Raw genomic sequence first — 21,545 nt, forward strand, 5'->3', positions numbered from 1 at the left:
AAGACCCCTCTCGTGGTCACGGTCAGTGACAGTTCACAGGCCCAGCTGGGTCGGAACGGTGGGCGGGCCGTTTCGCAGGAGCTCTTCGATCAACGTGGGCAGGGCTCGGGGTGAGAAGCGGGCTTCGGAGGCCAGCAGTTCCTCGAGGGTCCACCAGCGGTGGCCGTGCACATTCTCCGCCTGCAGCTCAGCCTCAGTGAGGGTGCCGCCGACGGTGAACGGTTCGGTGCGGACGAGGAAGTAGTCGTTGATGACACCGTCGTACCCGGAAGCGTGGCCCTCGGCAACTACTTCCTGGTGCCAGAGGTGAGGCGGGTCGTCAGGAGCGTCGAGGCCGATCTCCTCCTGCAGTTCGCGGTGGAGGCCGTCCCGCAGCGACTCCCCCGCCTCGAGCCCGCCGCCCGGGGTTGCCCAGAGCGGACCGTCGGCGAACTCGAAGCGGACCAGCAGAATCCGATCAGCGGGATCCAGTACGACGGCGCGCGCCGCGGGACGCAGCCGGGAACAGCTCAACTCCAGCTCACGATGCTCCTCGATCGAGCGAAACCCGAAGCGGGCGTTGACCTTCTGCATCGGGCCGTTCGACAACGCCGTCCACGTGTGCAGGAACCGTTGGTTCGTCCGGTGCTTCGCCAGCTGATCCAGATTGGCCAGTTTCAGGTGGGTGCCCAGGCTGTGTCCGCGGTGCTCCCGCAGTACCAGGGTGTCGTCCTGCTGCGCGTGTGAGTCGTCGGCCCGCGGCAAGTACATCAGCGTGTACCCAGCCGGCTCACCGGAGAGCGTGTGCGCCATCGTGACGAGGGCGAGGTAATTCCGGTCGAGCCGCTGCTCACTCGCCTGCAGCTTCTCCACCGTCCACGGCACCACTTCGCGCGTCATCCCACCGGTGGGTACGTCGTGATCCATCGCGGTGTGCAGATCGGCGTACGCCTGCTGATGTTCCGGTGGGCACACGCCCGCCCACGAGGTCAGCCGATACCCGTCCAGCACTCCCGCCGTACGTCGCAAGTCGTCCAGCAGCACCTCGTCGTACGGCAGCGGTACGACGAGATGGTCCTCGACATGCTCGACGGTGAACCCGAGCTTGGACGCGAAGGCAGCACCCGGCCACGGCTCCGACGGCACGCCGAGCTCGCTCTGGAAGATGGTGCGCCCGAGCTGCGCCGCCCGCGTCACCGCCCACTGCCACAGTGCCGTACCGATGCCGCGCCGCCGATGCTGCGGCGGTACGTCGATCTCGACCTCGACCGTGTCCAGGTTGTCGGTCAGCCGGTACTCGAACAGCATCGCGCCGAGCACCCGGCCGTCCTCGAACGCGCCCACCGCGAGCCGACGCTTCAGCGGCCCCGGGTTGCGCAGCGAGTAGCCGAGGGCGTCCCGGCTGACCACGAGCGCGGCCTCGCGTCCCGCGACCACACCGGCCCGCAGTGCGTCGTACCACTCGTCGAAGAGTGCCAGGTCGGCCGGGTCGATCTCACGAACGCTGATCACCCGGCCGAGCCAACCAGGTCAGCGGTTCACGCACCACCGATTTCCGGCCGGACAGGAACTGTCGGAGGCCCGTCCGGATACGGGCCTCCGACAGCGATCAGGTCAGGCCGGGGTGATCTTGCCCGCGTAGAGGCCCATGATCACGAAGTTGTCCGCGTACGGCGCGTTCTTCAGGATCGGGTCGTCGTCCGCCGGGAACTTGGCGACCCGGCTGCCCTCCAGCGCCGGGTTGTTCCCGTACCGCTCCCACAGCGGGATGATCGGCAGCAACTCGTTGAACGCCAGCGCCGCGGCGGTGATGTTCTTCTTCTGCTCGTCCAGGTTCAGGCCCTGGGCCGACTTGTCCACCACGGACTTCAGGTCGATCGGACCGGCCGAGGTGGTCTGCTCGAGCGGGAAGTTCATCCCCTTGCCACCCTGGTTCGCAGCCAGCACGTAGTTGAACCGGTAGAGGTCCTGCACGTACGAGAAGTACGGATGCGGATGGCTCGACGCGCCCCACGCCTGGATGGCGATGTCGAACTTACCGGCGAGAACGTCCGGCTCCTGCTGCGTGAAGGTGACGCCCCGCTTGGTGATGTTGAACCCGAACTTGTTCAACTGGTCGGCCGCGTTCGTCGCCGCCGGGTTCCAGTCCGCGAACTCGGTCGGGAACTTGATGTCATACGCCGCGGGCTTCCCGTTCGGCAGTGTCCACTTGTCGCCGGACTTCTTCCACCCCGCCGCCTGCAGCAGCTGAGTGGCCTTGTCCAGGTCCTTTTCGTAGGCGTTCAGCTTCTTCTGGTCGGCGTCGGACACCCAGTCCGGGACGGTGATGTCGGAGAAACCAGCCATGAACTTGCAGGGCTTCCCCGAGTCGCCCAGCGCGACGGTGCCGTTCTCGTTGCGGTCGAGGACATAGGCGATCGCCTGCCGAACCCGAACGTCGCTGAACTCTGGGTGGGTGGTGTAGTTCAGGTACAGTGCGGGCCCCGAGTACACCGGCGGACGGAGGATCCGGAAGCCGTTGGACTGGAAGGTCTTCTCGCTGGCCACCGCGAACCCGTGGGTGGCGTAGTCGACGTCCTTGTTCATCACGACCGGCGTGATGTCGGAGGTCTCACCGTTGTACAGGACGACCTTGCTGAAGCCGATCTTGTCGGCGAACAGGCCCTTGTCGTTCTTGACCAGCGACATCTGCGAGTTGGTCATGGTCTTCGGGTCGTAGTTGAACGGCCCGGAGACGACCGGGTTCTCCGGGCGGAACTTCTGGAAGTCGCCGTTCAGCTTCTTGCCCTCGCCACTGTCCAGGCTGGCCTTGGCCTTGCGCAGGGCCTCCGCCTTGCTGGACCACTCCTTGTAGACGGACTCGGGCAGGATCGGCGCGCGGAGGATGTAGCGCTCCAGCACCGTGGACGGCGTACCGATGGTGAACACCACGGTCGTGTCGTCCTGCGCCTTGACGTCGGACAGGAACGTCCACGACTGCTGGCGCATCAGCCAGTGCAGGTTGAACGTCGACACGACATCCTTGGCGGTCACCGGCGAGCCGTCACTCCAGGTCAGGCCGGACCGGAGCTTCATGGTGTAGGTCTTGTTGGCCTCGTCCAGCGAGCTGGACTCGGCCATCATGTACTCGTACTTCTTGTCGGCCCAGTAGTACATGGCGCCGCTCGGGTAGATCAGGTCGAGGTACGGACTCAACTGCTGGACGCCGTCGAGAACGCCGGCGGCCAGGTTGAAGTGACCCTTCGGCGGCAACTGGTACGGATACGCGCCGTGGAACTCCTTGTTGCCGGAGCTTCCGCCGCCCTCGTTGTCGCTGTTCGGGGTACTGGGGGAACACGCCGTCAGCGACCCGATGCCGGCGGCGCCGACACCGGCGATACCGAACAGCTGGAGCACGTGCCGGCGGGAAATCGCACTGGACCGGGCGCTTATGCCCGAGCCGTTGCTGCCGGAGTCGTTGGTGCCGGTGGGACTCATCCTTCGTCCTTTCCTGAACTGGCCGCACGCCCGCGTGGCCAGGCACTGCCGGTACGACGTACTGCTAACCGCCCTCGCGTTTGTCGCGGTGCCGGGTCCAGAGGAGCCCGGCAACCACGAGCAGGCCCAGGAACAGGCCCAAACACAAGGTGAACAAGGTGATCACGAACTCCGGCGTCCCCGGCGTCAGCGTGATCAGCAGGATCACGCTGGCCAGCACCAGGAACGCCGCCCAGCCGAGCGCCGCCCGGCCGACCGCGGGCGGCATCAGCCCGCCGACCCATCCGCCCGGAGCGCGTCGGCGCCGTCGCGGGCCACCACGTGGCACGCGGCCGACTGCCCGCCGCGAATCTCGACCAGCTGAGGCACCGCACCGTCACACAGGCCTGCCTCGAACAGTGGGCAGCGTGGATGGAACGAACAGCCGGGTGGCAGGTTCGCCAGGCTCGGGATGTCCAGACTGCGCAGCGATCCGGAGCCCTTGGTCTTGGTCAGATCGGGGTCGGGCTCGGGGATCGCGTCGATCAGCGCCCGGGTGTAGGGATGCGTGGGCGAGTTGATGATCTTCGGCGTCGGCCCGAACTCGACGATCCGGCCCAGGTACATCACCGCGGTCTTGCCGTGCCAGCCGAAGTACTTCGCGATCGCGAGGTCGTGGGTGATGAACAGGAAACCCACGCCGAGCTCGTCGCGCAGCCGTCCGAGCATGGCCAGCACGCTGATCCTGATCGACACGTCGAGCATCGAGGTCGACTCGTCCGCGATGATGATCTTCGGGTCCAGCGTCAGCGCCCGGGCCACCGACACCCGCTGCCGCTGACCGCCGGACAGCTGGTGCGGGTACTTCGACAGGTAGCTCTCCGGCGGCGTCAGGTCGACCTTCGTCAGCAGCTCGGCGGCGCGCTCGGCGGCGGCCTTCGCCCCCTTGACCACACCGTGCTTGATCAGCGGAGCGGTGAGCGTCTGCTGGACCGTCCGGGTCGGATTGAGCGACGCGTACGGGTCCTGGTGCACGTACTGGACGCTGCGCCGGAACATGCCGAAGTCCCGCCGGTGCATCGACCAGATGTCGGTGCCGTCGAAGGCCACCCGGCCGCCGCGCGGCCGGGCCAGTCCGGCCGCCATCCGCGCCGCGGTCGTCTTCCCGGAGCCGCTCTCCCCGACCAGGCAGAGCACCTCACCAGGGTTGATCGACAGGTCGACGTGGTCGACCGCGCGGATCGGGCCGGCCTTGGTGTCGAACACCTGGCTGACACCGTCCAACGTCATCAAAGGTGTGCGTCCCGCGGACGCCGCCGGCGGGGTCGTCTCCATCACGGTCATGATGCTGTCCCCATGTCTTGGCTGCGCACCTGCCGGTCCAGGTGCACCTCCTTCCAGTGGATGCAGGCGACCTCGTGCCCGCTGCCCGGCTGGTCGGTCACCGGGAGCAGCGGCGGGTCGGCCTCGGTGCACTCCTCGGTGGCGTACTTGCACCGCGGGTTGAACTTGCAGCCCGGAGGCAACGCGGCAAGGCTCGGCGGGCCGCCCGGAATCGACTCGAGATCCGGAAGGTCGCCGACGATCGGAGGCACGGCCTTGATCAGGCCGAGCGTGTACGGGTGCCGGGGGCGGTAGAAGAGATCACGGACCCCGCCGGTCTCGATGATGCGGCCGGCGTACATGGTGGCGACCCGGTCGGCGAGCTCGGCGGCCAGCGACAGGTCGTGGGAGATGAAGACCATCGAGAATCCCAGTCGCTCACGGACCTCGTGCAGTACGTCGACGATCGACCGCTGGGTCAGGATGTCCAGCGCGGTCGTCGGCTCGTCCAGAATCAGCACCTCGGGCTCGAGCAGCAGACTCATCGCGATCAGCACGCGCTGGCGCATACCGCCGGACAGCTCGTGCGGGTAGCAGCCGAGCACCCGCGCCGGCTCCAGCCGCACCAGCCGGAGCAGCTCTGAGGCCCGGTCCTCGATCTCCTGCTTGGTGGCCCTGGTGTGGGCGCGCATCGTGTCGTGCATGTGCGCGCGGATCTTCAGCACCGGGTTGAACGCGTTCATCGCGCCCTGGAAGACCATCGCCGCGTCCCGCCAGCGGAACTGGCGCAGATCGCGCCCGTTCAGGCCGAGGACGTCGATCTCCGTACCGTCGGCGCGGTTGAAGATCACCTTGCCGGTGGCGTGCCCCAGCCGCGGCAGCAACCGCAGCAGGCCCAGGCCCAGCGTGGTCTTGCCGCAGCCGCTCTCCCCCACCAGAGCAAGGCTCTCGCCGGGAAAGAGGTCGAGGTCGACACCACGGACGGCCCGCACCGTGCCGCCGGACCCGGTCCGGTACTCGACGTTGAAATCGCGGATGGACAGCAGCGGCTTGCCCTGACCGCCGCGCACCGCGCGGGCCGCACCTGGAGTCGTAGCAGTCACCATGCTCACCGGTCCCGGAGCCGCGGGTTGAGGATTTCCTCGAGCGATCTCGTCATCATCACCAATCCGAGCAGCAGCAGGATGATCGCGACGACGGGGCTGAGGATCCACGCCAGGCTCGCGTCGTTGAAGATGGCGCCCGCGATCCAGGCGCGGTTGAGCATGATCCCCCAGTTGGATCCGGTCAGCGGTGCCAGACCGAGCAGGTAGAGGCCGACCAGCTGGTAGATCGCGTTCGTCACGCCGATCATGAAGTTCATCAGGATGAAGCTGGCCATGTTCGGCAGGATCTCGACGAACACCACCCGGATCGTGCCGAGGTCGAGCAACCTGGCAGCTTCGACGAATTCGCGCTCCTTCAGCGAGAACACCTGCGCGCGCACCGCCCGGGTCAGCACCGGCCAGGACAGGCCGCCGACCAGCAGCGCGAGCAGGAGCGGCGAGTCGAGCCTGAAGAAGGCACCCAGGACGGCCAGCAGGACGATCTGCGGGATCGTGAGGAAGACGTCGGCCGCGGCGACAACCACCGAGTCGACCCAGCCCCCGAGGTAGGCGGCCAGCGAGCCGAGCACGATGGCGAGGGCGGTCGAGATCGCCGCGGCGAGGAACCCGACGAAGATGACCGTCCGGCCGCCGCCGATCATCTGGATCAGCACGTCTTTGCCCTCGTTGTCGGTCCCGAGCAGGTGCCCGGGCGACCCCGCCGGCAGCAGGATCTCCTTCACGTTGGGCTCCACATCGGGCGTGAGGAACGGCCCGATCGCGGAGACCAGCACAAGCAGCAGCACGATCAGGAATCCGGCGAAGCCCACCGGGCTGCGCCGAAGCGCGGTCAGGATGCCGGCGAAGCGGGAGACGCTCGTGGTCCCGATCGCGGAGACGTCGGGACCTGCGGTCAGGGTGTCGGCCATCGTGTCAGCCCTTCGCCTTCGCACCGACCCGGATCCGCGGATCCAGCCGGCTGTAGAGCACGTCGGCGATCAGGTTGGCCGCCACCACCGAGATCGTCAGGACCAGGAAGATCCCCTGCAGCACCGGGTAGTCCCGGCCGTTGACCGCGTTGAAGAGGATGAACCCGATGCCCTGGTAACCGAAGATCCGCTCCACGAAGATCGAACCACCGACCACGAAGCCGAGGGAGACCGCGAGCGCGCTGAACAACGGCAGTACGGCGTTGCGCCCGACGTACCCGGTCCGGATCCGGGAGTCTTTCAGCCCGCGTGCCCGGGCGACGGTCACGTAGTCCTCGCCGAGCGTCTCCACGGTCGAGGACTTCATCACCAGCGCCCAGGAGCCGACCGTGGTCAGCGTGTAGGCGAGGATCGGCAACGTCGCGTGGTAGAAGATGTCGTTCAGGAAGCTCAGGCTGAACGATGGTTCCACCCCCGGTGTGTAGGAGCCGCGGGCCTCGGTCAGGTTGAAGACCTGCAGCTTCACCCCGAGGAAGACCACGATCAGGATCGCGAGGATGTAGTTCGGAATCGCGTGGAGCAGCGAGCCCAGCGCGCTGAGCGTGTGGTCGATCCAGCTCTCCCGGCGGTAGGCCATGATCATGCCGGCCACGATGCCGATGGCGAAGGCGATGATCGTGGCGACGCCGACGGAGAACAGCGTCCAGGGCAGGTAGGTCTTGATCACCTGGGCCACGGTCGTGCCCGGCGACAGCACCGAGTTGCCGAAGTCGCCGCGCAGCAGGTTGAGCATGTACGTGAAGTACTGCTGGATCAGCGGTTCGTCCGGGTCGAGCGAGAACAGGTTCTTGGCCTGCGCGGCAGCGTCCTGATACGACATGCCGGTCTGCGCGATCTGCGTCTGGATGAAGGTGTCGACCGGGTTGCCCGGCAGCAGCCTGACCAGGAAGAACGTCCCGGTCGTGACGATGAAGACGGTGAGGACCGCTTTCGCGATGCGCCGGACCAGCCATGCCTGGACGAACCGCTTTACGGGCGAGGGTCTCGGTTCCTCGACCAGCCCCTCGATCAGCTTTCCGGACGGTGTGTCGACCGCACCGCTCACAGCCTCACCTCCACGCGACTACCGACGAACAGGGCCCCGGTCACACCTTTAATAAGAAAAGCTGCCTTGCAAGGATCTGCGCACAGTGGCGATAGTCTGCGCATCCACAGACACGTAGTCAATGAATTGAGACAACGTTGCCCTCAGTAAGCAATGACAGTGCCATCGAACGCGCAAGTCGCCCGCCACCCTTGCGGAGGGTAGCGGGCGACGGGGTGATCAGTGGTTAACGCGTCGCGCGGTTGATGGCGGAGACGACCGCCTTCAGGGACGCGGTGAGGATGTTGGCGTCGCGGCCGACACCCCAGTAGACCTCGTCGCCGACCTCACACTCGACGTACGCCGCGGCGAGGGCGTCACCGCCGGCCGAGAGCGCGTGCTCGTGGTAGTCCAGCACGCGGACGTCGTACTTGAGCGGCTTGAGCGCGTCGACGAACGCCGACACCGGACCGTTGCCCTCGCCGGTCAGCTCGTGCGGTACGCCGTTGGAGTACACCTGGACGCGCAGCTGGTCGCCCTGCCCCTCGCCGGACGACGAGTTGACCGTGAGCAGCGACAGCTTGCCCGGCGCCAGGTACTCGGCCGCGAAGATGTCCCACATGTGCTGCGGGCCGACCTCGCCGCCCTCGGCGTCGGTGTGCTGCTGGATCACCCGGCTGAACTCGATCTGCAGCCGGCGCGGCAGGTCGAGCCGGTGCTCCGACTTCATGATGTAGGCGACGCCGCCCTTGCCGGACTGCGAGTTCACCCGGATGACCGCCTCGTACGACCGGCCGACGTCCTTCGGGTCGATCGGCAGGTACGGCGCCTCCCAGGCGATCTCCGAGACGTGCTTGCCCTCGGCCGCGGCCTGCTTGTCCAGCGCCTCCAGACCCTTCTTGATCGCGTCCTGGTGCGAGCCGGAGAAGGCGGTGTAGACCAGGTCGCCGGCGTACGGCTGCCGCTCGGGGACCCGCATCTGGGTGCAGTACTCGACCGTACGGCGGATCTCGTCGATGTCGGAGAAGTCGATCTGCGGGTCGATGCCCTGGCTGAACAGGTTCATCCCCAGCGTGACCAGGTCGACGTTGCCGGTCCGCTCGCCGTGGCCGAACAGGCAGCCCTCGACCCGGTCCGCACCGGCCATCAGGGCCAGCTCGGTCGCGGCCACCGCGGTGCCGCGGTCGTTGTGCGGGTGCAGGCTGATCGTGCTGTGCTCGCGCCGGGTCAGGTTCCGGCTGAACCACTCGATCTGGTCGGCGTAGACGTTCGGGGTGGACATCTCGACGGTGGCCGGCAGGTTCAGGATGATTTCGCGGCCCTCAGCCGGCTGCCACTGGTCGCTGACCGCCTCGCACACCTCGAGGGCGAACTCCAGCTCGGTGCCGGTGAAGATCTCCGGGCTGTACTGGTACCCGAACTCGCAGTCGCCGAGCATGTCGTCGGCGTACTTCATCACCGTCTCGGTGCCGCGGACGGCGATCGCCAGGCACTCGGCCTTGTCCACGTTGAAGACCACCCGGCGGAACAGCGGCGCGGTCGCGTTGTAGAGGTGGATGGTCGCCTTCGGCGAGCCCTGCAGCGACTGCACGGTCCGCTCGATCAGTTCGTCGCGGGCCTGGGTCAGCACCGAGATGGTGACGTCGTCGGGGATGACGTCCTCTTCGATCAGGCTGCGGACGAAGTCGAAGTCGTACTGGCTCGCGCTCGGGAAACCGACCTCGATCTCCTTGTAGCCCATCTTCACCAGCAGGTCGAACATCCGCCGCTTGCGGGCCGGCGACATCGGCTCGACCAGGGCCTGGTTGCCGTCGCGGAGGTCGGTGGACAGCCAGCGCGGGGTCCGGTCGACCGACTTGGTGGGCCAGGTGCGGTCCGGCAGGTCGATCGGCGGAAACGCGCGGTAGCGCTGGATCGGCATCCCGGACGGCTGCTGGACGGGCTTGGGCTGGTTCTTCGGTGCCACTGAGGTTCTCCTCGGGAGGTGTACTGCGGGGGTCGTGAGGACGACCGGCGTACGACGAAACTCCGCGGCGAGGGAACCGGCCTTGTCAGGCCTCGCCGCGGCAGCGAAGGAGGAGAAGCTGGTGCCGCATGATGCGAGTGAGTCTAAGCACAACCCACCCCGCCCGTCGAACCGGGGGTCTCGCCCGCCGAGACCGTGCGTGACGACTTGTGCTCAAGCGCGCTTGAATTTTTAACCTGGTCGTATGACTGCATCCCTCACCGACCGGATCGGCACCCACGGCCTCGGCGTCCTGGTCACGCTCAAGCGCGACGGCAGGCCGCAGCTGTCGAACGTCACCTACGTGTACGACGGCGAGCGGATCCGGGTGTCGCTCACCGACGGCCGGGCCAAGACGAAGAACCTGCGCCGCGATCCCCGCGCCAGCTTGTACGTCGACGGTCCCGGCGGCCGGTCGTACGTCGTACTCGAAGGAAAGGCCGAGCTCAGCCCGGTCGCCGCGGACCCGTACGACGAGGTCGTCGAGGAGCTGGTGGACTACTACCGGACCGCGTCCGGCGAGCACCCGGACTGGGACGAGTACCGCCGGGTGATGGTGGCCGACAAGCGCCTGGTGTTCTCGATGACGGTCGACCACGCCTACGGCATGCCGTCACCGTCCTGATGGCGTCCGGGGCCGGCCGGCCCCGGACGCCAGCTGGTCAGCGGAGGTCGAAGCGGTCGAGGTCCATCACCTTGACCCAGGCCGCGACGAAGTCGGTGAGGAACTTCTGCTGCGCGTCCAGGCTCGCGTAGACCTCGGACAGGCTGCGCAGTTGCGAGTTCGCTCCGAAGACCAGGTCGACCGCGGTCGCCGTCCACTTGACCTCATCGGTGGCGAGGTCGCGGATCTCGAAGACGTTCTCCTCCGACTTCGAGGCTCGCCACTCCGACCCGGCGGCGAGCAGGTTGATGAAGAAGTCGTTGGTCAGCGTGCCCGGCCGGTCGGTGAAGACCCCGTGCTGGGCACGGCTGATTCCTAGCGCCCGCAGGCCGCCGACCAGGACCGTCAGCTCCGGAGCGGTCAGGGTCAGCATGTACGCGCGGTCCAGCAACAGCGTCTCCGGTGAGAGCTTCTCGCCGGGCCGGAGGTAGTTGCGGAAGCCGTCGGCCCGCGGTTCGAGGACGGCGAAGGTGTCGACGTCGGTCTCCTCCTGCGAGGCGTCCGTCCGGCCAGGGTGGAACGGCACGGTGATGTCCTGGCCGGCGTTCCGGGCCGCCTGTTCGACGGCCGCGGAGCCGCCGAGCACGATCAGGTCGGCCAGCGACACCCGCTTCGCACCGGTTTGCGCGCTGTTGAAGTCCTGCTGGATCTGTTCGAGCGTCGGCAGCACCTTCGCCAGTTCGGCCGGTTCGTTGACCTCCCAGCTGCGCTGCGGCTCGAGCCGGATCCGCGCGCCGTTCGCGCCACCGCGCTTGTCGGTGCCGCGGAAGCTGGCCGCGGACGCCCACGCGGTGGAGACCAGTCGCGTGACGGACAGACCGGAGGCAAGGATCTTCTCCTTGAGCGCCGCGATGTCCTCGTCACCGATCAGCTCGTGGTCGACCGCCGGAACGGGGTCCTGCCAGAGCTGCGGCTCCGGAACCCACGGGCCGAGATAGCGCGAGATCGGGCCCATGTCGCGGTGCAGCAGCTTGTACCAGGCCTTGGCGAAGGCCAGCGCGAACTCGTCCGGGTTCTCGTGGAAGCGCCGCGAGATCGGCCCGTAGATCGGGTCGAGACGCAGTGCCAGGTCGGTCGTGAGCATCGTCGGGCGGTGCTTCTTGCCCGGGACGTGCGCGTCGGGCACGTTCTCCTCGGCGTCCTTGGCGACCCACTGGTGAGCGCCGGCCGGGCTCTTGGTGAGCTCCCACTCATGACCGAAGAGATTGTCGAAGAACCCGTTGCCGAAGCGGGTCGGCGTACTCGTCCACGTCACCTCGAGGCCGCTGGTGATGGTGTCCTTGCCCTTGCCGGTGCCGAAGGTGCTGTGCCAGCCGAGCCCTTGTGCCTCGAGCGGTGCGGCCTCGGGCTCGGGCCCGACGTGCTCGGCCGGTCCGGCGCCGTGGGTCTTGCCGAACGAGTGGCCGCCCGCGATCAGCGCGACCGTCTCCTCGTCATTCATCGCCATCCGGCCGAATGTCTCCCGGATGTCGCGCGCCGCGGCGAGCGGGTCCGGATTGCCGTTCGGCCCCTCCGGATTGACGTAGATCAGGCCCATCTGTACGGCGCCGAACGGTCCGGACAGCTCGCGGTCACCGCTGTAGCGCTCGTCGCCGAGCCAGGTGTCCTCCGGCCCCCAGTAGATCTCCTCCGGCTCCCAGACGTCCTGGCGCCCGAAGCCGAAACCGAAGGTCTTGAAACCCATGTCCTCCAGGGCGACGTTGCCGGCCAGCACCAGCAGGTCCGCCCAGGAGATCTTCCGCCCGTACTTCTGCTTGACCGGCCACAACAGGCGCCGGGCCTTGTCCAGGTTCGCGTTGTCGGGCCAGCTGTTCAGCGGCGCGAACCGCTGGGTGCCGTCACCTGCACCGCCACGACCGTCCTCGATCCGGTACGTACCGGCCGCGTGCCAGCTCATCCGGATGAAGAGCGGACCGTAGTGGCCGAAGTCGGCCGGCCACCAGTCCTGCGACGTACGCATCACCTCGACGAGGTCCGCCTTGAGCGCGTCGACGTCGAGTTTCGCGAACTCCTCGGCGTAGTCGAAATCGTCCTCCATCGGGTTCGACTTGGTCGCGTGCGGGTGCAGGATCGTGAGGTCCAGCTGGTTCGGCCACCAGTCCTTGTTCGTCCTCGGCCGGCTGGTCTTGGGTGTCGGCGAGTCGATGGCGGGGTTCTCGCTCTCGCTGCCGTGAGGGGTAACACCGGACGTGTCGGACATGCTCAACCTTTCCGTACGGTTGCTGGGTCAGGAGTGGCGGCGGAACAGGTGGGGCACACGCCCCAATAGACGACTTCGGCCTCGTCGACGGAGAAGCCGTGGCGTTCCGACGGGTGCAGGCAGGGCGCCTCGCCGACGGCGCAGTCCACGTCTTCGATCGCACCGCACGATCGGCACACCACATGATGGTGGTTGTCCCCCACCCGCGCCTCGTACCGCGCGACCGATCCGGCCGGCTGGATCCGCCGCAGCAGCCGGGCGTCGGTGAGCGCGCGCAGTACGTCGTACACGGCCTGATGGGACACGTCGGGCAGTGCCCGGCGGGTGGCGCGGATGATCGTGTCGGTGTCCGCGTGCGGATGCGAGTGGACAGCGTGGAGTACGGCCACCCGTGGCCGGGTGACCCGGAGCGCGACCTCGCGCAACATCTGGTGGAGGTCGGATTCGACGGCCACCTCACGCAGTCTTCTCCCCGTTCTGGAATCAGTCAAGTTTTCCGTTCGCGGCTGGAAAATCACTCGCGGTAAAGGACGGCGGGGAGGAACCTGAGGGCGTGGAGATCACAAGACTGTCACCCGACGACGAGGTCGGATGTGCGGATGCCGTTGCGGTGATGAACGCCTCCGCCAAGGTGGACTGCCCGGAGTCGCTGCTGCCGACGCCACGGGGCTATGCGAACAGCTTGCGGTACGGCTGGGACCTCGACCCGCCGCGGGCCTATCTCGCCCGGGACACCGACGGGACGGCCGTGGGCTTGCTCTCCGCGGACGCTCCGACGTACGACAACACCAACCTGGTGTGGCTGGGTGTCGACGTCCATCCGGACTACCGCAACCGCGGGATCGGGGCGGAGCTGGTCGCCTACGGCGAGGCGCTGGCCGCGGAGCTCGGCCGGACCTCGCTCGGTGCCAGCTCGTGGGACCTGCCGAAGTCGGAGGCGTTCGCTCAGCGGCACGGCTTCGAGCGGAAGGCCACAGCGGTGAACCGCCGCCAGGACATCGCGAATCTCGACTGGGCAGTCGTGCAGAAGCTGTACGACGACGCGGTCGCGGCCTCCACGGCGTACGAGCTGCTGAAGGTCACCGGCCCGCTGCCGGAGGAGCTGCTCGAGGGCATGGTCACGGTGACGGAGTCGATCAACGACGCACCGAAGGACGACCTCGACATCGAGGACGACGCGTACAGCCCGGAGCGGTTGCGCGCGTACGAGCAGGCGCAGCTGAAGAGCGATCGCAGCCTCTACCGGGTGATCGCCCGGGAGAAGTCCACCGGCGCCCTGGCCGGCCACTCCACCATCACCGTCGAGCACGAACGCCCGCACATCGGCGAGCAGAACGACACCGCCGTCTCCCGCGACCACCGCGGCCACCGGCTGGGTGCCCTGCTCAAGTCGGCCATGCTGCTGTGGATGCGTGACCAGGAACCCGCCCTCACCCAGCTCGACACCTGGAACGCCGAGTCCAACAACCACATGATCGCGATCAACGAACAACTCAACTACCGGGTCATCGCCAGAGCCCTGGAATTCCAGAAGAAGCTCTAACGCTGGACCGGTTCGACGATGGTCACCTTCATCTGGTGGGAGAGGGTGAAGCCGAGCGATTCGTAGAGCTGGATGGCGCGGATGTTGGTGCCGCCTGTGTGCAGGAACGGCGTACGGCCGGTTGAGGCGATGTGGGCGGCCACCGCGCGGATGAGGCGGCTGGCCAGACCTTGGCCGCGGTACGACGGGTGGGTGCAGACGGCGCTGATCTCGATGTGGTCCGGTAGCGCGAAGCGTGTGCCGGCCATGGCGATGAGCTCGCCGTCACGGCGGATGCCCAGGTAGGTGCCCAGCTCGATCGTGCGGGAGCGGAACGGGCCGGGGTCGGTGAGTGCCACCAAGGCGAGCATGTCCGGTACGTCGTCCGGCGTGAGTACGACGGCTTCGTCGTCGACCGCGGCCAGCGTCGGCGGGGCGACGTACTGGACGATGTCGAACTGGCGGTCGAGTTTGAACGTGTCCGGGATCGGGAGGTCCGGGCGCATCAGGGCGGCGACGGTGCCGGTCCCGAGGAGATCGGCGGCGTCGGACCAGTCCTGAGCCGTGGGGTTGTCCGGGAGCGCCAGGAACGGGGCAATCGACGAGGGATAGCAGCGCGTGTTGCCTCGGGATTCCGCGAACGTGGCGTGCGGGCCGGTCAGGGCGGCGTACACGGGATTCCGCAGGGTCATTCAGAAGCCCAGTTTGCGCAGGTGCTTGGCGTCGGTCTGCCAGTTCTTGGCGATCTTGACATGCAGGTCGAGGTAGACCGGCGTACCCAGCAACGCCTCGATCTGGCGGCGGGCGGCGGCGCCGACCTCACGCAGGCGGGCGCCCTTGTGGCCGATCACGATGCCCTTCTGGCTGTCCCGCTCGAGGAAGATGTTGGCGTACACGTCGAGCAGCGGCTTGTCCTCCGGGCGCCCCTCGCGCAGGCCCATCTCGTCGATGGTGACCGCGATCGAGTGCGGCAGTTCGTCGCGCACACCCTCCAGCGCCGCCTCGCGGATCAACTCCGCGACCAGGGTCTCCTCGGGCTCGTCGGTGATGTCGCCGTCCGGGTAGAGCGGGTGGCCCTCGGGCAGCAGCTTCACGAGTTCGTCGGCGACCACGTCGACCTGGTAGCCGGACGTCGCCGAGACCGGCACGATCGAGGCCCACTCGATCCCGGCCGACTCCCCCAGCGCGGCGATCTCGGCCAGGTGCTCGACCATCCGGTCCGGTTCGACCAGGTCGGCCTTGGTGGCCAGCGCGACCTTCGGGGTCCTCGCGACCTTGGCCGCCTCGGTCACCAGGAACCGGTCTCCCGGGCCGATCTTGTCACTGGCCGGCAGGCAGACCGCGATCACGTCGACCTCGGCCCAGGTGGTCTTCACCAGGTCGTTCAGGCGTTCGCCGAGCAGGGTCCGCGGCTTGTGCAGACCGGGGGTGTCGACCAGCACGAGCTGCGCGTCGGGCCGGTGCACGATGCCGCGGACGGCGTGCCTGGTCGTCTGCGGCTTCGACGACGTGATGACGATCTTCTTCCCCACCAGCGCGTTGGTGAGGGTCGACTTGCCGGCGTTGGGACGGCCGACGAAGCAGGCGAAACCCGACCGGAAGCCGGCGGCTTCGGCACCGGGAGAAGACGAGGGCGCCGGAGGCGGGGTGGATCCAGGGCGCTTGTTCTCAGGTGTGGACGACATCGCGGACCTCTCCGGTGCCATTGGCAACCACTACGGGGATGGCGGCGCCGGCGAAGTGGCGGACGACGCTCACGTCGATGCCGTCGGGTACGTCGGTGACCACCGCGGCGGCCTCCAGGCCCTTCACCCCCGAGGACAACGCCATCGCGACCGCCAGCTGCAGCGCGGTGAGGTCGACGGTGTCGAGCGCCACCGTGCAGGCGGCATACGTCCGGCCGTCGGAGTCTCGTACGGCGGCACCTTCGGCCGCGCGAGTCCGGGCCCGGGCGGCGCGGGCCAGGGTGACGAGTTTGGCGTCCTCGGCCGAGAGGTCTGACAAGAAAGCTCCAAAGAACTCGAAACAGCTGGTCGAAGTGGGTCAGGCGTGCTGGTGGCTCTGGTCGTGCGAAGGGTCGGCGGTCTCCTCCCGCCGTACCAGCACAGTACCGACCTGGTTCCGGCGGCCGGACGGGCGCTCCGCGGTCAGCGACAGTCCGGCGATCTCCACCTCGGCGCCGGGGATCGGCACCTTGCCGAGCAGTTTGGCCATCAGGCCGCCGACCGTGTCGACATCGTCGTCGTCCAGCGGTACGCCGAACAACTCGCCCAGCTCGTCGATCGGCAGCCGGCTCGACACCCGGTAGGCACCGTCCGACAGCTCCTGCACCGAGTCGAGCACCTCGTCGTACTCGTCGGTGATCTCCCCGACGATCTCCTCCAGGATGTCCTCGATGGTGACCAGGCCGGCCGTGCCGCCGTATTCGTCGACGACGATCGCGACGTGCATCCGGGCCGCCTGCATCTCGCGCAGCAGCTCGTCGATCGGCTTGGAGTCCGGGATGTACATCGACGGCCGCATCACCGACTCGACCCGCTCGGTCGACTCGGCCTGCGCGTTGTCGTACACCCGGCGCATCACGTCCTTGAGGTAGACGATGCCGAGGATGTCGTCCAGCGACTCCCCGATCACCGGGATGCGTGAGTACCCCGAGCGCAGCGCCAGCGAGGTGAGCTGGCGCAGCTTCTTGTGCTTCTCGATGTAGACCATGTCGGTCCGCGGCACCATCACCTCGCGGACGATGGTGTCACCGAGCTCGAACACGGAGTGGATCATCTGCCGCTCGCCGGACTCGATCACCGCCGACTTCTCGGCGTAGTCGACGAGCGCGCGCAGCTCGGCCTCGGTCGCGAACGGGCCCTCGGCGAATCCCTTGCCGGGTGTGAGCGCGTTACCCAGCATGATCAGCACCTTCGGCAGCGGGCCGAGGACGCGGGTCAGCGCCATCACCGGGCCGGCCGACAGGATCGCGAACCGGTCCGAGTGCTGCCGGCCGAGGGTACGCGGCGCGACACCGATGATCACGTACGAGACCAGCACCATCACCACGGCGGTGATCAGGATGTGCTCCCACGTGATCGGGAGGATCTCAGACAGCGCCTGGGTGACCAGCACGATCGCGGTGATCTCGCAGATCAGCCGGACCAGCAGCAGCGAGTTCAGGTAGCGCGGCGCGTCCGACAGCAGGTCCCGGAGCCGGATCGCGCGCAGGTTGCCCAGCTCGACCTGCTCGTTCGCCCGCACCTTCGAGTACGACGACAGTGCCGCCTCGGCGCCGGCGAACAGACCGGCGAGCAGGACGAGCACCGCAGCCACAACCAGCAGAACCAGGTCGTGGGAGGTCACCGCAACGTCACTCCTGTCCTAGCGGGTGAACCATCAGACACCCTCTAGCTGGTTTCCGGGGGCTCGCCAGGCTTCCAGGAGCCGGCCCTGGACGTCCCACATCTCCGCCTTCTCGGCGGGCTCGGCGTGGTCGTACCCGAGCAGGTGCAGTATGCCGTGCACCGTCAGCAGCTCCAGCTCGGCCCAGGTGCCGTGCCCGGCCTTGGCGCCCTGGGCGGCCGCCACCGTCGGGCACAGCGCGATGTCACCGAGATGACCGAGCGGAAGATCGGCGTCGTCCCCGTTGTCTCCGGAGCCCGGCCGCAGCTCGTCCATCGGCCACGACATCACGTCGGTCGGACCCGGCAGGTCCAGGAACTCGACGTGATACCGCGCCATGGTGTCCTCGTCGACCAGCTTGATCGACAGCTCGCACTCCGGGTGCAGCCGCAGCGACGACATCACGAACCGGCTGAGCCGCATCAGTCCGTTCGCGTCGATCTCGACCCCGGACTCGTTGTTGACCTCGACGTTCATCTCTTGGTGTCAGAGCTGCCTTCGTAGTTCTCGTACGCCGACACGATCCGGCCGACCAGCTTGTGCCGGACCACGTCGTGCGAGGTCAGCCGGCAGAAGGCCAGGTCCTGGACGCCCTCGAGGATCGCCTGGACCACCCGCAGGCCGGAGTTCGTGCCGGTTGGCAGGTCAACCTGGGTGACGTCGCCGGTGACGACCATCTTGGAGCCGAAACCGAGCCGGGTGAGGAACATCTTCATCTGCTCCGGCGAGGTGTTCTGCGCCTCGTCCAGGATGATGTAGGCGTCGTTCAGGGTCCGGCCGCGCATGTACGCCAGCGGCGCGATCTCGATCGTGCCGGCCGTCATCAGCCGCGGGATCGACTCCGGGTCCAGCATGTCGTGCAGGGCGTCGTACAGCGGTCGCAGGTACGGGTCGATCTTCTCCGACAGGGTGCCGGGGAGGAAACCGAGCCGCTCGCCGGCCTCGACGGCCGGCCGGGTCAGGATGATCCGGTTGACCTCCTTGGCCTGCAGCGCCTGGACCGCCTTGGCCACCGCCAGGTAGGTCTTGCCGGTACCGGCCGGGCCGATGCCGAACACGATCGTGTTCTTGTCGATCGCGTCGACGTACCGCTTCTGGTTCAGCGTCTTCGGCCGGATGGTGCGGCCGCGGCTGGACAGGATGTTCTGGGTGAGGACGTCGCGCGGGCTCTCGACCGTGGCCGCCTTGATCATCGCGATACTGCGCTCGACCGAGTCCGCGGTCAGCCCGTGGCCGGTCCGCACCACCGCGATCAGCTCGTCGATCAGCCGCTCGGCCAGCGCCAGTTCGGCGGGCTCACCGGTCAGCGTGATCTCGTTGCCGCGGACCATGATGTCGGCGGCGAACTCCTTCTCGACGATGCGGAGGAACTCGTCCCGGGCTCCGAGCAGGGCCACCATGTCGATGCTGTTCGGCACGACGATCTTGTGCGACGCCTGCGTGGTGGTACCGGCGCCGTTCGCGCGCGCGTCCGGTTCGATACTGCGTGGCCTGGACAGGCTCTTCCTCCTGATGCCGGTGATAAGACTCCCCCCATGCTAGCCCGCTCCCCCTACACCCTCACTTGTAATTCCCCCCAACACGCGCACACGCCGCTCCGCGGAGGCACGAACAGCGCCAGCCCGCTCTGCTGACGGCGCGCCTGGGCGGTGATCTTTTTGCGGTCTGTTGTCAACCTGGGACCGGGGGTCTGCGTCGTCTTTTCGTGGCGCAACCGGCAGTGGTGTACGAAGAGTGCGTGACACATGAGTCCTCGTGGGATGCCGACGAGGCGCTGACGGCTGTCTACACCGCGCACTACACGTCGCTGGTCCGCCTCGGCGCCTTGTTGCTGCGTGACACCGGTACGGCGGAGGAGATCGTGCAGGACGCATTCGTCGCGATGCACGGCCGCTGGCACCGGCTGCGCGACCCGCACAAGGCTCTTGCCTACCTGCGGACAGCCGTGGTGAACCGCTGCCGCTCCCGCCAGCGCCACCTGGTGGTGGTGGACAAGCACACGCCGCGCTCGCTCCCGGACGAGCCGAGCGCCGAGCACGCCGTCCTGCGGACGATGGAGACCGACCGGGTGATCGAGGCGATGCGCACCCTGCCGGAGAAGCAGCGCACCGTGATGGTGCTGCGGTACTACGGCGACCTGTCCGAGGCCGAGATCGCCGAGACGATGGGTATCAGCCGGGGATCCGTGAAGAGCCACGCCGCGCGGGCGAGCAAGTCGCTCCGCCAGCTCCTGGAGCAGAACGCATGAACGAGCGCAGCGAGATCATCGACCACTGGACGACGTGTGCCTCAGCCGCGCCCGGAGCGAAGCGAGGACGTGGATGAGCGACCATCACCCGAACGACCCGTTCGACGACCTGGTGCGGCGGGCTCTGGCCGAGGAGGCCGACCGGGTCGAACCGGCCGATGCCCTGCCCGAGATCCAGGCCCGGATCCGCGCCCAGCGCCGTCCGGCCGCCCGCCGGCCGTGGGTGCTGACCGCCGGTGCGGCCGCGCTCGGCACCGCCGCGGCGATCGGCGCCTTCACCGTTCTCGACGACAACGCCAAGACGGCGGGCGACGACCAGATCGCCGGCCCTGGTACGACGACCAGCGCGACCGGAGCGCCGTTGTCGCCGACCCCGACGACTGGCTCGGCCGGCCCGGTCCCGGCGCCGACCACCCCGCACAGCGCGACCACTCAACCGCCCACCACCGCGCCCAAGCTCACCACCGCACCGAGTGTCCGGGGTACGCCGGAACCGATCCGGACCACCGCCGTACCGGTGTATTGGCTCGGCGAGAAGGTCGGCTCCACGACGGCGGAGCCGACCGTCCGGCTGTACCGCACGTGGATGAAGGTCGTCGACGCCCGGCCCGCGCTCGAGGCAGTCCGGATCATGACGTCCAAGGAAGCCGGCGACCCTGACTACTACTCCGCCTGGCGCGGCGCCAAGGTGAGCTCGGTGACCCGGGCCGACGGCGTGATCACCGTCGACTTCAAGCAGTTGCCGCAAACGAAACTGGATGCGGCCGCCGCGGACGTCGCGACCCAGCAGCTCGTCTACACGGTGCAGGGCGCGATGAACAATCCGCGCGAACAGGTCCGGATCACCCAGCAGGGCCGGCCCGGCAGCGTCCTGTTCGGCCATGTCGACACCAGTCGCCTCTTCACCCGCGCCGAGGCGAGCACGGTCCAGGCGCTGGTGTGGATCGACAACCTCACCGAGGGACAGGTCACCAAGAACCCGGTGACCGTGACCGGGATCGCCGCCGCCTTCGAGGCGACGGTGAACTGGCGGGCCACCAACCTCAAGACCCGCGCGACTCAGGCCGGCTACGTCAACGCCAAGGAGGGCACGACGTTCTCGCCGTTCGCCATCCCGCTCAAGCTGGCTCCCGGCGAGTGGCGGATCGAGGCCTACCTGATCTCGGCCGAGAACGGCTCCGTCACCGACACCGACTCCAAGACCGTCTTCGTCAAGTAGCCTGCCCCAGCCGCAGTGCACGGCTCCCGGCAAGCGCACGGATCCGGCCGGGTTCAGTCGGCGCGGTCGATGGTGGCCGCGAGAAGGCCCGGGAAGGCCGCGTCGAACTCGGGGCGGCGCAGGCGGTTGAGCCGGCGGGCGCCCTCGTCGCGCTGCTCGATCAGTCCAGCCGCTCGCAGCACGGCGAAGTGGTGGCTCCGGGTCGCCTTGGTCACCGGGAGGTCGAAGGTGCCGCAGGCCCGGCTCCAGTCGTCGTGCGTGGCGAGATCGCGCAGGATGGTCCGCCGCACTGGGTCGGCCAGCGCCTCCAGTGCCGTCTGCAGCGGCACGTCGGCAGGGGCGACGTGGCTGAGTGAGCGAGCCCGGGCGCTCCCCTCACCGGCTGACACCATCACTGTTCGATCCTCGTCGTACACTAGTGTTCGGTTGTCATCGAACAGTCTA

General features: G+C 67.9%; 21 protein-coding genes. 4 read left to right on the forward strand and 17 right to left on the reverse strand.

Translation table 11 applies throughout. The features are described 5' to 3' along the window. Positions 1–33: 33 nt before the first annotated feature. From AB0F43_RS04265 to leuA, 8 genes are all read right to left on the reverse strand, one after another. The gene (locus tag AB0F43_RS04265; RefSeq protein WP_360470415.1) at positions 34–1,491 is read right to left on the reverse strand and encodes a GNAT family N-acetyltransferase; all 1,458 of its coding nucleotides are present in this window, start codon (positions 1,489–1,491) and stop codon (positions 34–36) included. 102 nt (positions 1,492–1,593) lie between these two features. Then, positions 1,594–3,456, reverse strand: a complete 1,863-nt coding sequence (locus tag AB0F43_RS04270) for an ABC transporter substrate-binding protein (RefSeq protein ID WP_360470418.1) — start codon at positions 3,454–3,456, stop codon at positions 1,594–1,596. Positions 3,457–3,520: 64 nt separating this feature from the next. Continuing rightward, positions 3,521–3,724: a hypothetical protein gene (locus AB0F43_RS04275; protein WP_360470420.1), complete on the reverse strand. Its 204-nt coding sequence runs from the start codon at positions 3,722–3,724 to the stop codon at positions 3,521–3,523. Then, positions 3,724–4,779 (reverse strand): ABC transporter ATP-binding protein, encoded by a 1,056-nt coding sequence (locus AB0F43_RS04280; protein WP_360470422.1) that lies wholly within the window; start codon positions 4,777–4,779, stop codon positions 3,724–3,726. Before AB0F43_RS04280 ends, AB0F43_RS04275 begins: the two co-directional genes overlap by 1 nt. Then, positions 4,776–5,864, reverse strand: coding sequence for an ABC transporter ATP-binding protein (locus tag AB0F43_RS04285; protein WP_360470423.1), 1,089 nt, complete (start codon positions 5,862–5,864; stop codon positions 4,776–4,778). The genes AB0F43_RS04280 and AB0F43_RS04285 overlap by 4 nt, the downstream gene beginning before the upstream one ends. A gap of 2 nt (positions 5,865–5,866) precedes the next feature. Next, positions 5,867–6,772, reverse strand: coding sequence for an ABC transporter permease (locus AB0F43_RS04290; RefSeq protein WP_360470425.1), 906 nt, complete (start codon positions 6,770–6,772; stop codon positions 5,867–5,869). A 4-nt stretch (positions 6,773–6,776) separates the two neighbouring features. Next, complete coding sequence (locus tag AB0F43_RS04295; protein ID WP_360470427.1) at positions 6,777–7,877, reverse strand: ABC transporter permease; 1,101 nt, start codon at positions 7,875–7,877, stop codon at positions 6,777–6,779. Positions 7,878–8,103: 226 nt separating this feature from the next. Next, complete coding sequence (leuA, locus tag AB0F43_RS04300) at positions 8,104–9,777, reverse strand: 2-isopropylmalate synthase (RefSeq protein WP_360473006.1); 1,674 nt, start codon at positions 9,775–9,777, stop codon at positions 8,104–8,106. Between the two features lie 289 nt (positions 9,778–10,066). On the opposite strand from leuA, the gene AB0F43_RS04305 reads away from it, so the two are divergent. Then, positions 10,067–10,486 (forward strand): PPOX class F420-dependent oxidoreductase, encoded by a 420-nt coding sequence (locus tag AB0F43_RS04305; protein ID WP_360470430.1) that lies wholly within the window; start codon positions 10,067–10,069, stop codon positions 10,484–10,486. 37 nt (positions 10,487–10,523) lie between these two features. Here AB0F43_RS04305 and katG read toward each other — a convergent pair whose 3' ends face one another. Together katG and AB0F43_RS04315 are read right to left on the reverse strand one after the other, a co-directional pair. After that, positions 10,524–12,725: a catalase/peroxidase HPI gene (katG, locus tag AB0F43_RS04310; protein ID WP_360470433.1), complete on the reverse strand. Its 2,202-nt coding sequence runs from the start codon at positions 12,723–12,725 to the stop codon at positions 10,524–10,526. Between the two features lie 2 nt (positions 12,726–12,727). After that, positions 12,728–13,153 (reverse strand): Fur family transcriptional regulator, encoded by a 426-nt coding sequence (locus AB0F43_RS04315; protein ID WP_360473009.1) that lies wholly within the window; start codon positions 13,151–13,153, stop codon positions 12,728–12,730. Between the two features lie 125 nt (positions 13,154–13,278). Between AB0F43_RS04315 and AB0F43_RS04320 the strand changes: the two genes are divergently transcribed. After that, on the forward strand, positions 13,279–14,268 hold the full coding sequence (locus tag AB0F43_RS04320; RefSeq protein ID WP_360470436.1) for a GNAT family N-acetyltransferase: 990 nt from the start codon (positions 13,279–13,281) through the stop codon (positions 14,266–14,268). Here AB0F43_RS04320 and AB0F43_RS04325 read toward each other — a convergent pair. Genes AB0F43_RS04325 through AB0F43_RS04350 form a run of 6 tightly spaced genes read right to left on the reverse strand, consistent with a single transcriptional unit; the run spans position 14,265 to position 19,034 of the window. After that, the gene (locus AB0F43_RS04325; RefSeq protein WP_360470438.1) at positions 14,265–14,939 is read right to left on the reverse strand and encodes a GNAT family N-acetyltransferase; all 675 of its coding nucleotides are present in this window, start codon (positions 14,937–14,939) and stop codon (positions 14,265–14,267) included. The genes AB0F43_RS04320 and AB0F43_RS04325 overlap by 4 nt on opposite strands. Next, on the reverse strand, positions 14,940–15,932 hold the full coding sequence (gene era, locus AB0F43_RS04330; RefSeq protein WP_360470440.1) for a GTPase Era: 993 nt from the start codon (positions 15,930–15,932) through the stop codon (positions 14,940–14,942). It abuts the gene before it with no gap. Then, positions 15,916–16,251 (reverse strand): cytidine deaminase, encoded by a 336-nt coding sequence (locus AB0F43_RS04335; RefSeq protein WP_360470443.1) that lies wholly within the window; start codon positions 16,249–16,251, stop codon positions 15,916–15,918. Before AB0F43_RS04335 ends, era begins: the two co-directional genes overlap by 17 nt. A 39-nt stretch (positions 16,252–16,290) precedes the next feature. After that, positions 16,291–17,595, reverse strand: a complete 1,305-nt coding sequence (locus AB0F43_RS04340) for a hemolysin family protein (protein ID WP_360470445.1) — start codon at positions 17,593–17,595, stop codon at positions 16,291–16,293. Positions 17,596–17,628: 33 nt separating this feature from the next. Next, positions 17,629–18,111, reverse strand: coding sequence for an rRNA maturation RNase YbeY (gene ybeY, locus AB0F43_RS04345; RefSeq protein WP_360470447.1), 483 nt, complete (start codon positions 18,109–18,111; stop codon positions 17,629–17,631). After that, positions 18,108–19,034: a PhoH family protein gene (locus tag AB0F43_RS04350; protein WP_360473011.1), complete on the reverse strand. Its 927-nt coding sequence runs from the start codon at positions 19,032–19,034 to the stop codon at positions 18,108–18,110. The genes ybeY and AB0F43_RS04350 overlap by 4 nt, the downstream gene beginning before the upstream one ends. 338 nt (positions 19,035–19,372) lie before the next feature. On the opposite strand from AB0F43_RS04350, the gene AB0F43_RS04355 reads away from it, so the two are divergent. Further along, complete coding sequence (locus AB0F43_RS04355) at positions 19,373–19,882, forward strand: SigE family RNA polymerase sigma factor (protein WP_360470449.1); 510 nt, start codon at positions 19,373–19,375, stop codon at positions 19,880–19,882. Between the two features lie 73 nt (positions 19,883–19,955). Further along, positions 19,956–21,101: a Gmad2 immunoglobulin-like domain-containing protein gene (locus tag AB0F43_RS04360; protein WP_360470452.1), complete on the forward strand. Its 1,146-nt coding sequence runs from the start codon at positions 19,956–19,958 to the stop codon at positions 21,099–21,101. A 53-nt stretch (positions 21,102–21,154) separates the two neighbouring features. On the opposite strand, the gene AB0F43_RS04365 is transcribed toward AB0F43_RS04360, so the two are convergent. After that, positions 21,155–21,493: a helix-turn-helix domain-containing protein gene (locus AB0F43_RS04365; RefSeq protein ID WP_360473014.1), complete on the reverse strand. Its 339-nt coding sequence runs from the start codon at positions 21,491–21,493 to the stop codon at positions 21,155–21,157. Between the last annotated feature and the right edge of the window lie 52 nt (positions 21,494–21,545).

Origin of the sequence: Kribbella sp. NPDC023972 (genome assembly GCF_040639075.1) — a bacterium.
Taxonomy (GTDB): domain Bacteria; phylum Actinomycetota; class Actinomycetes; order Propionibacteriales; family Kribbellaceae; genus Kribbella.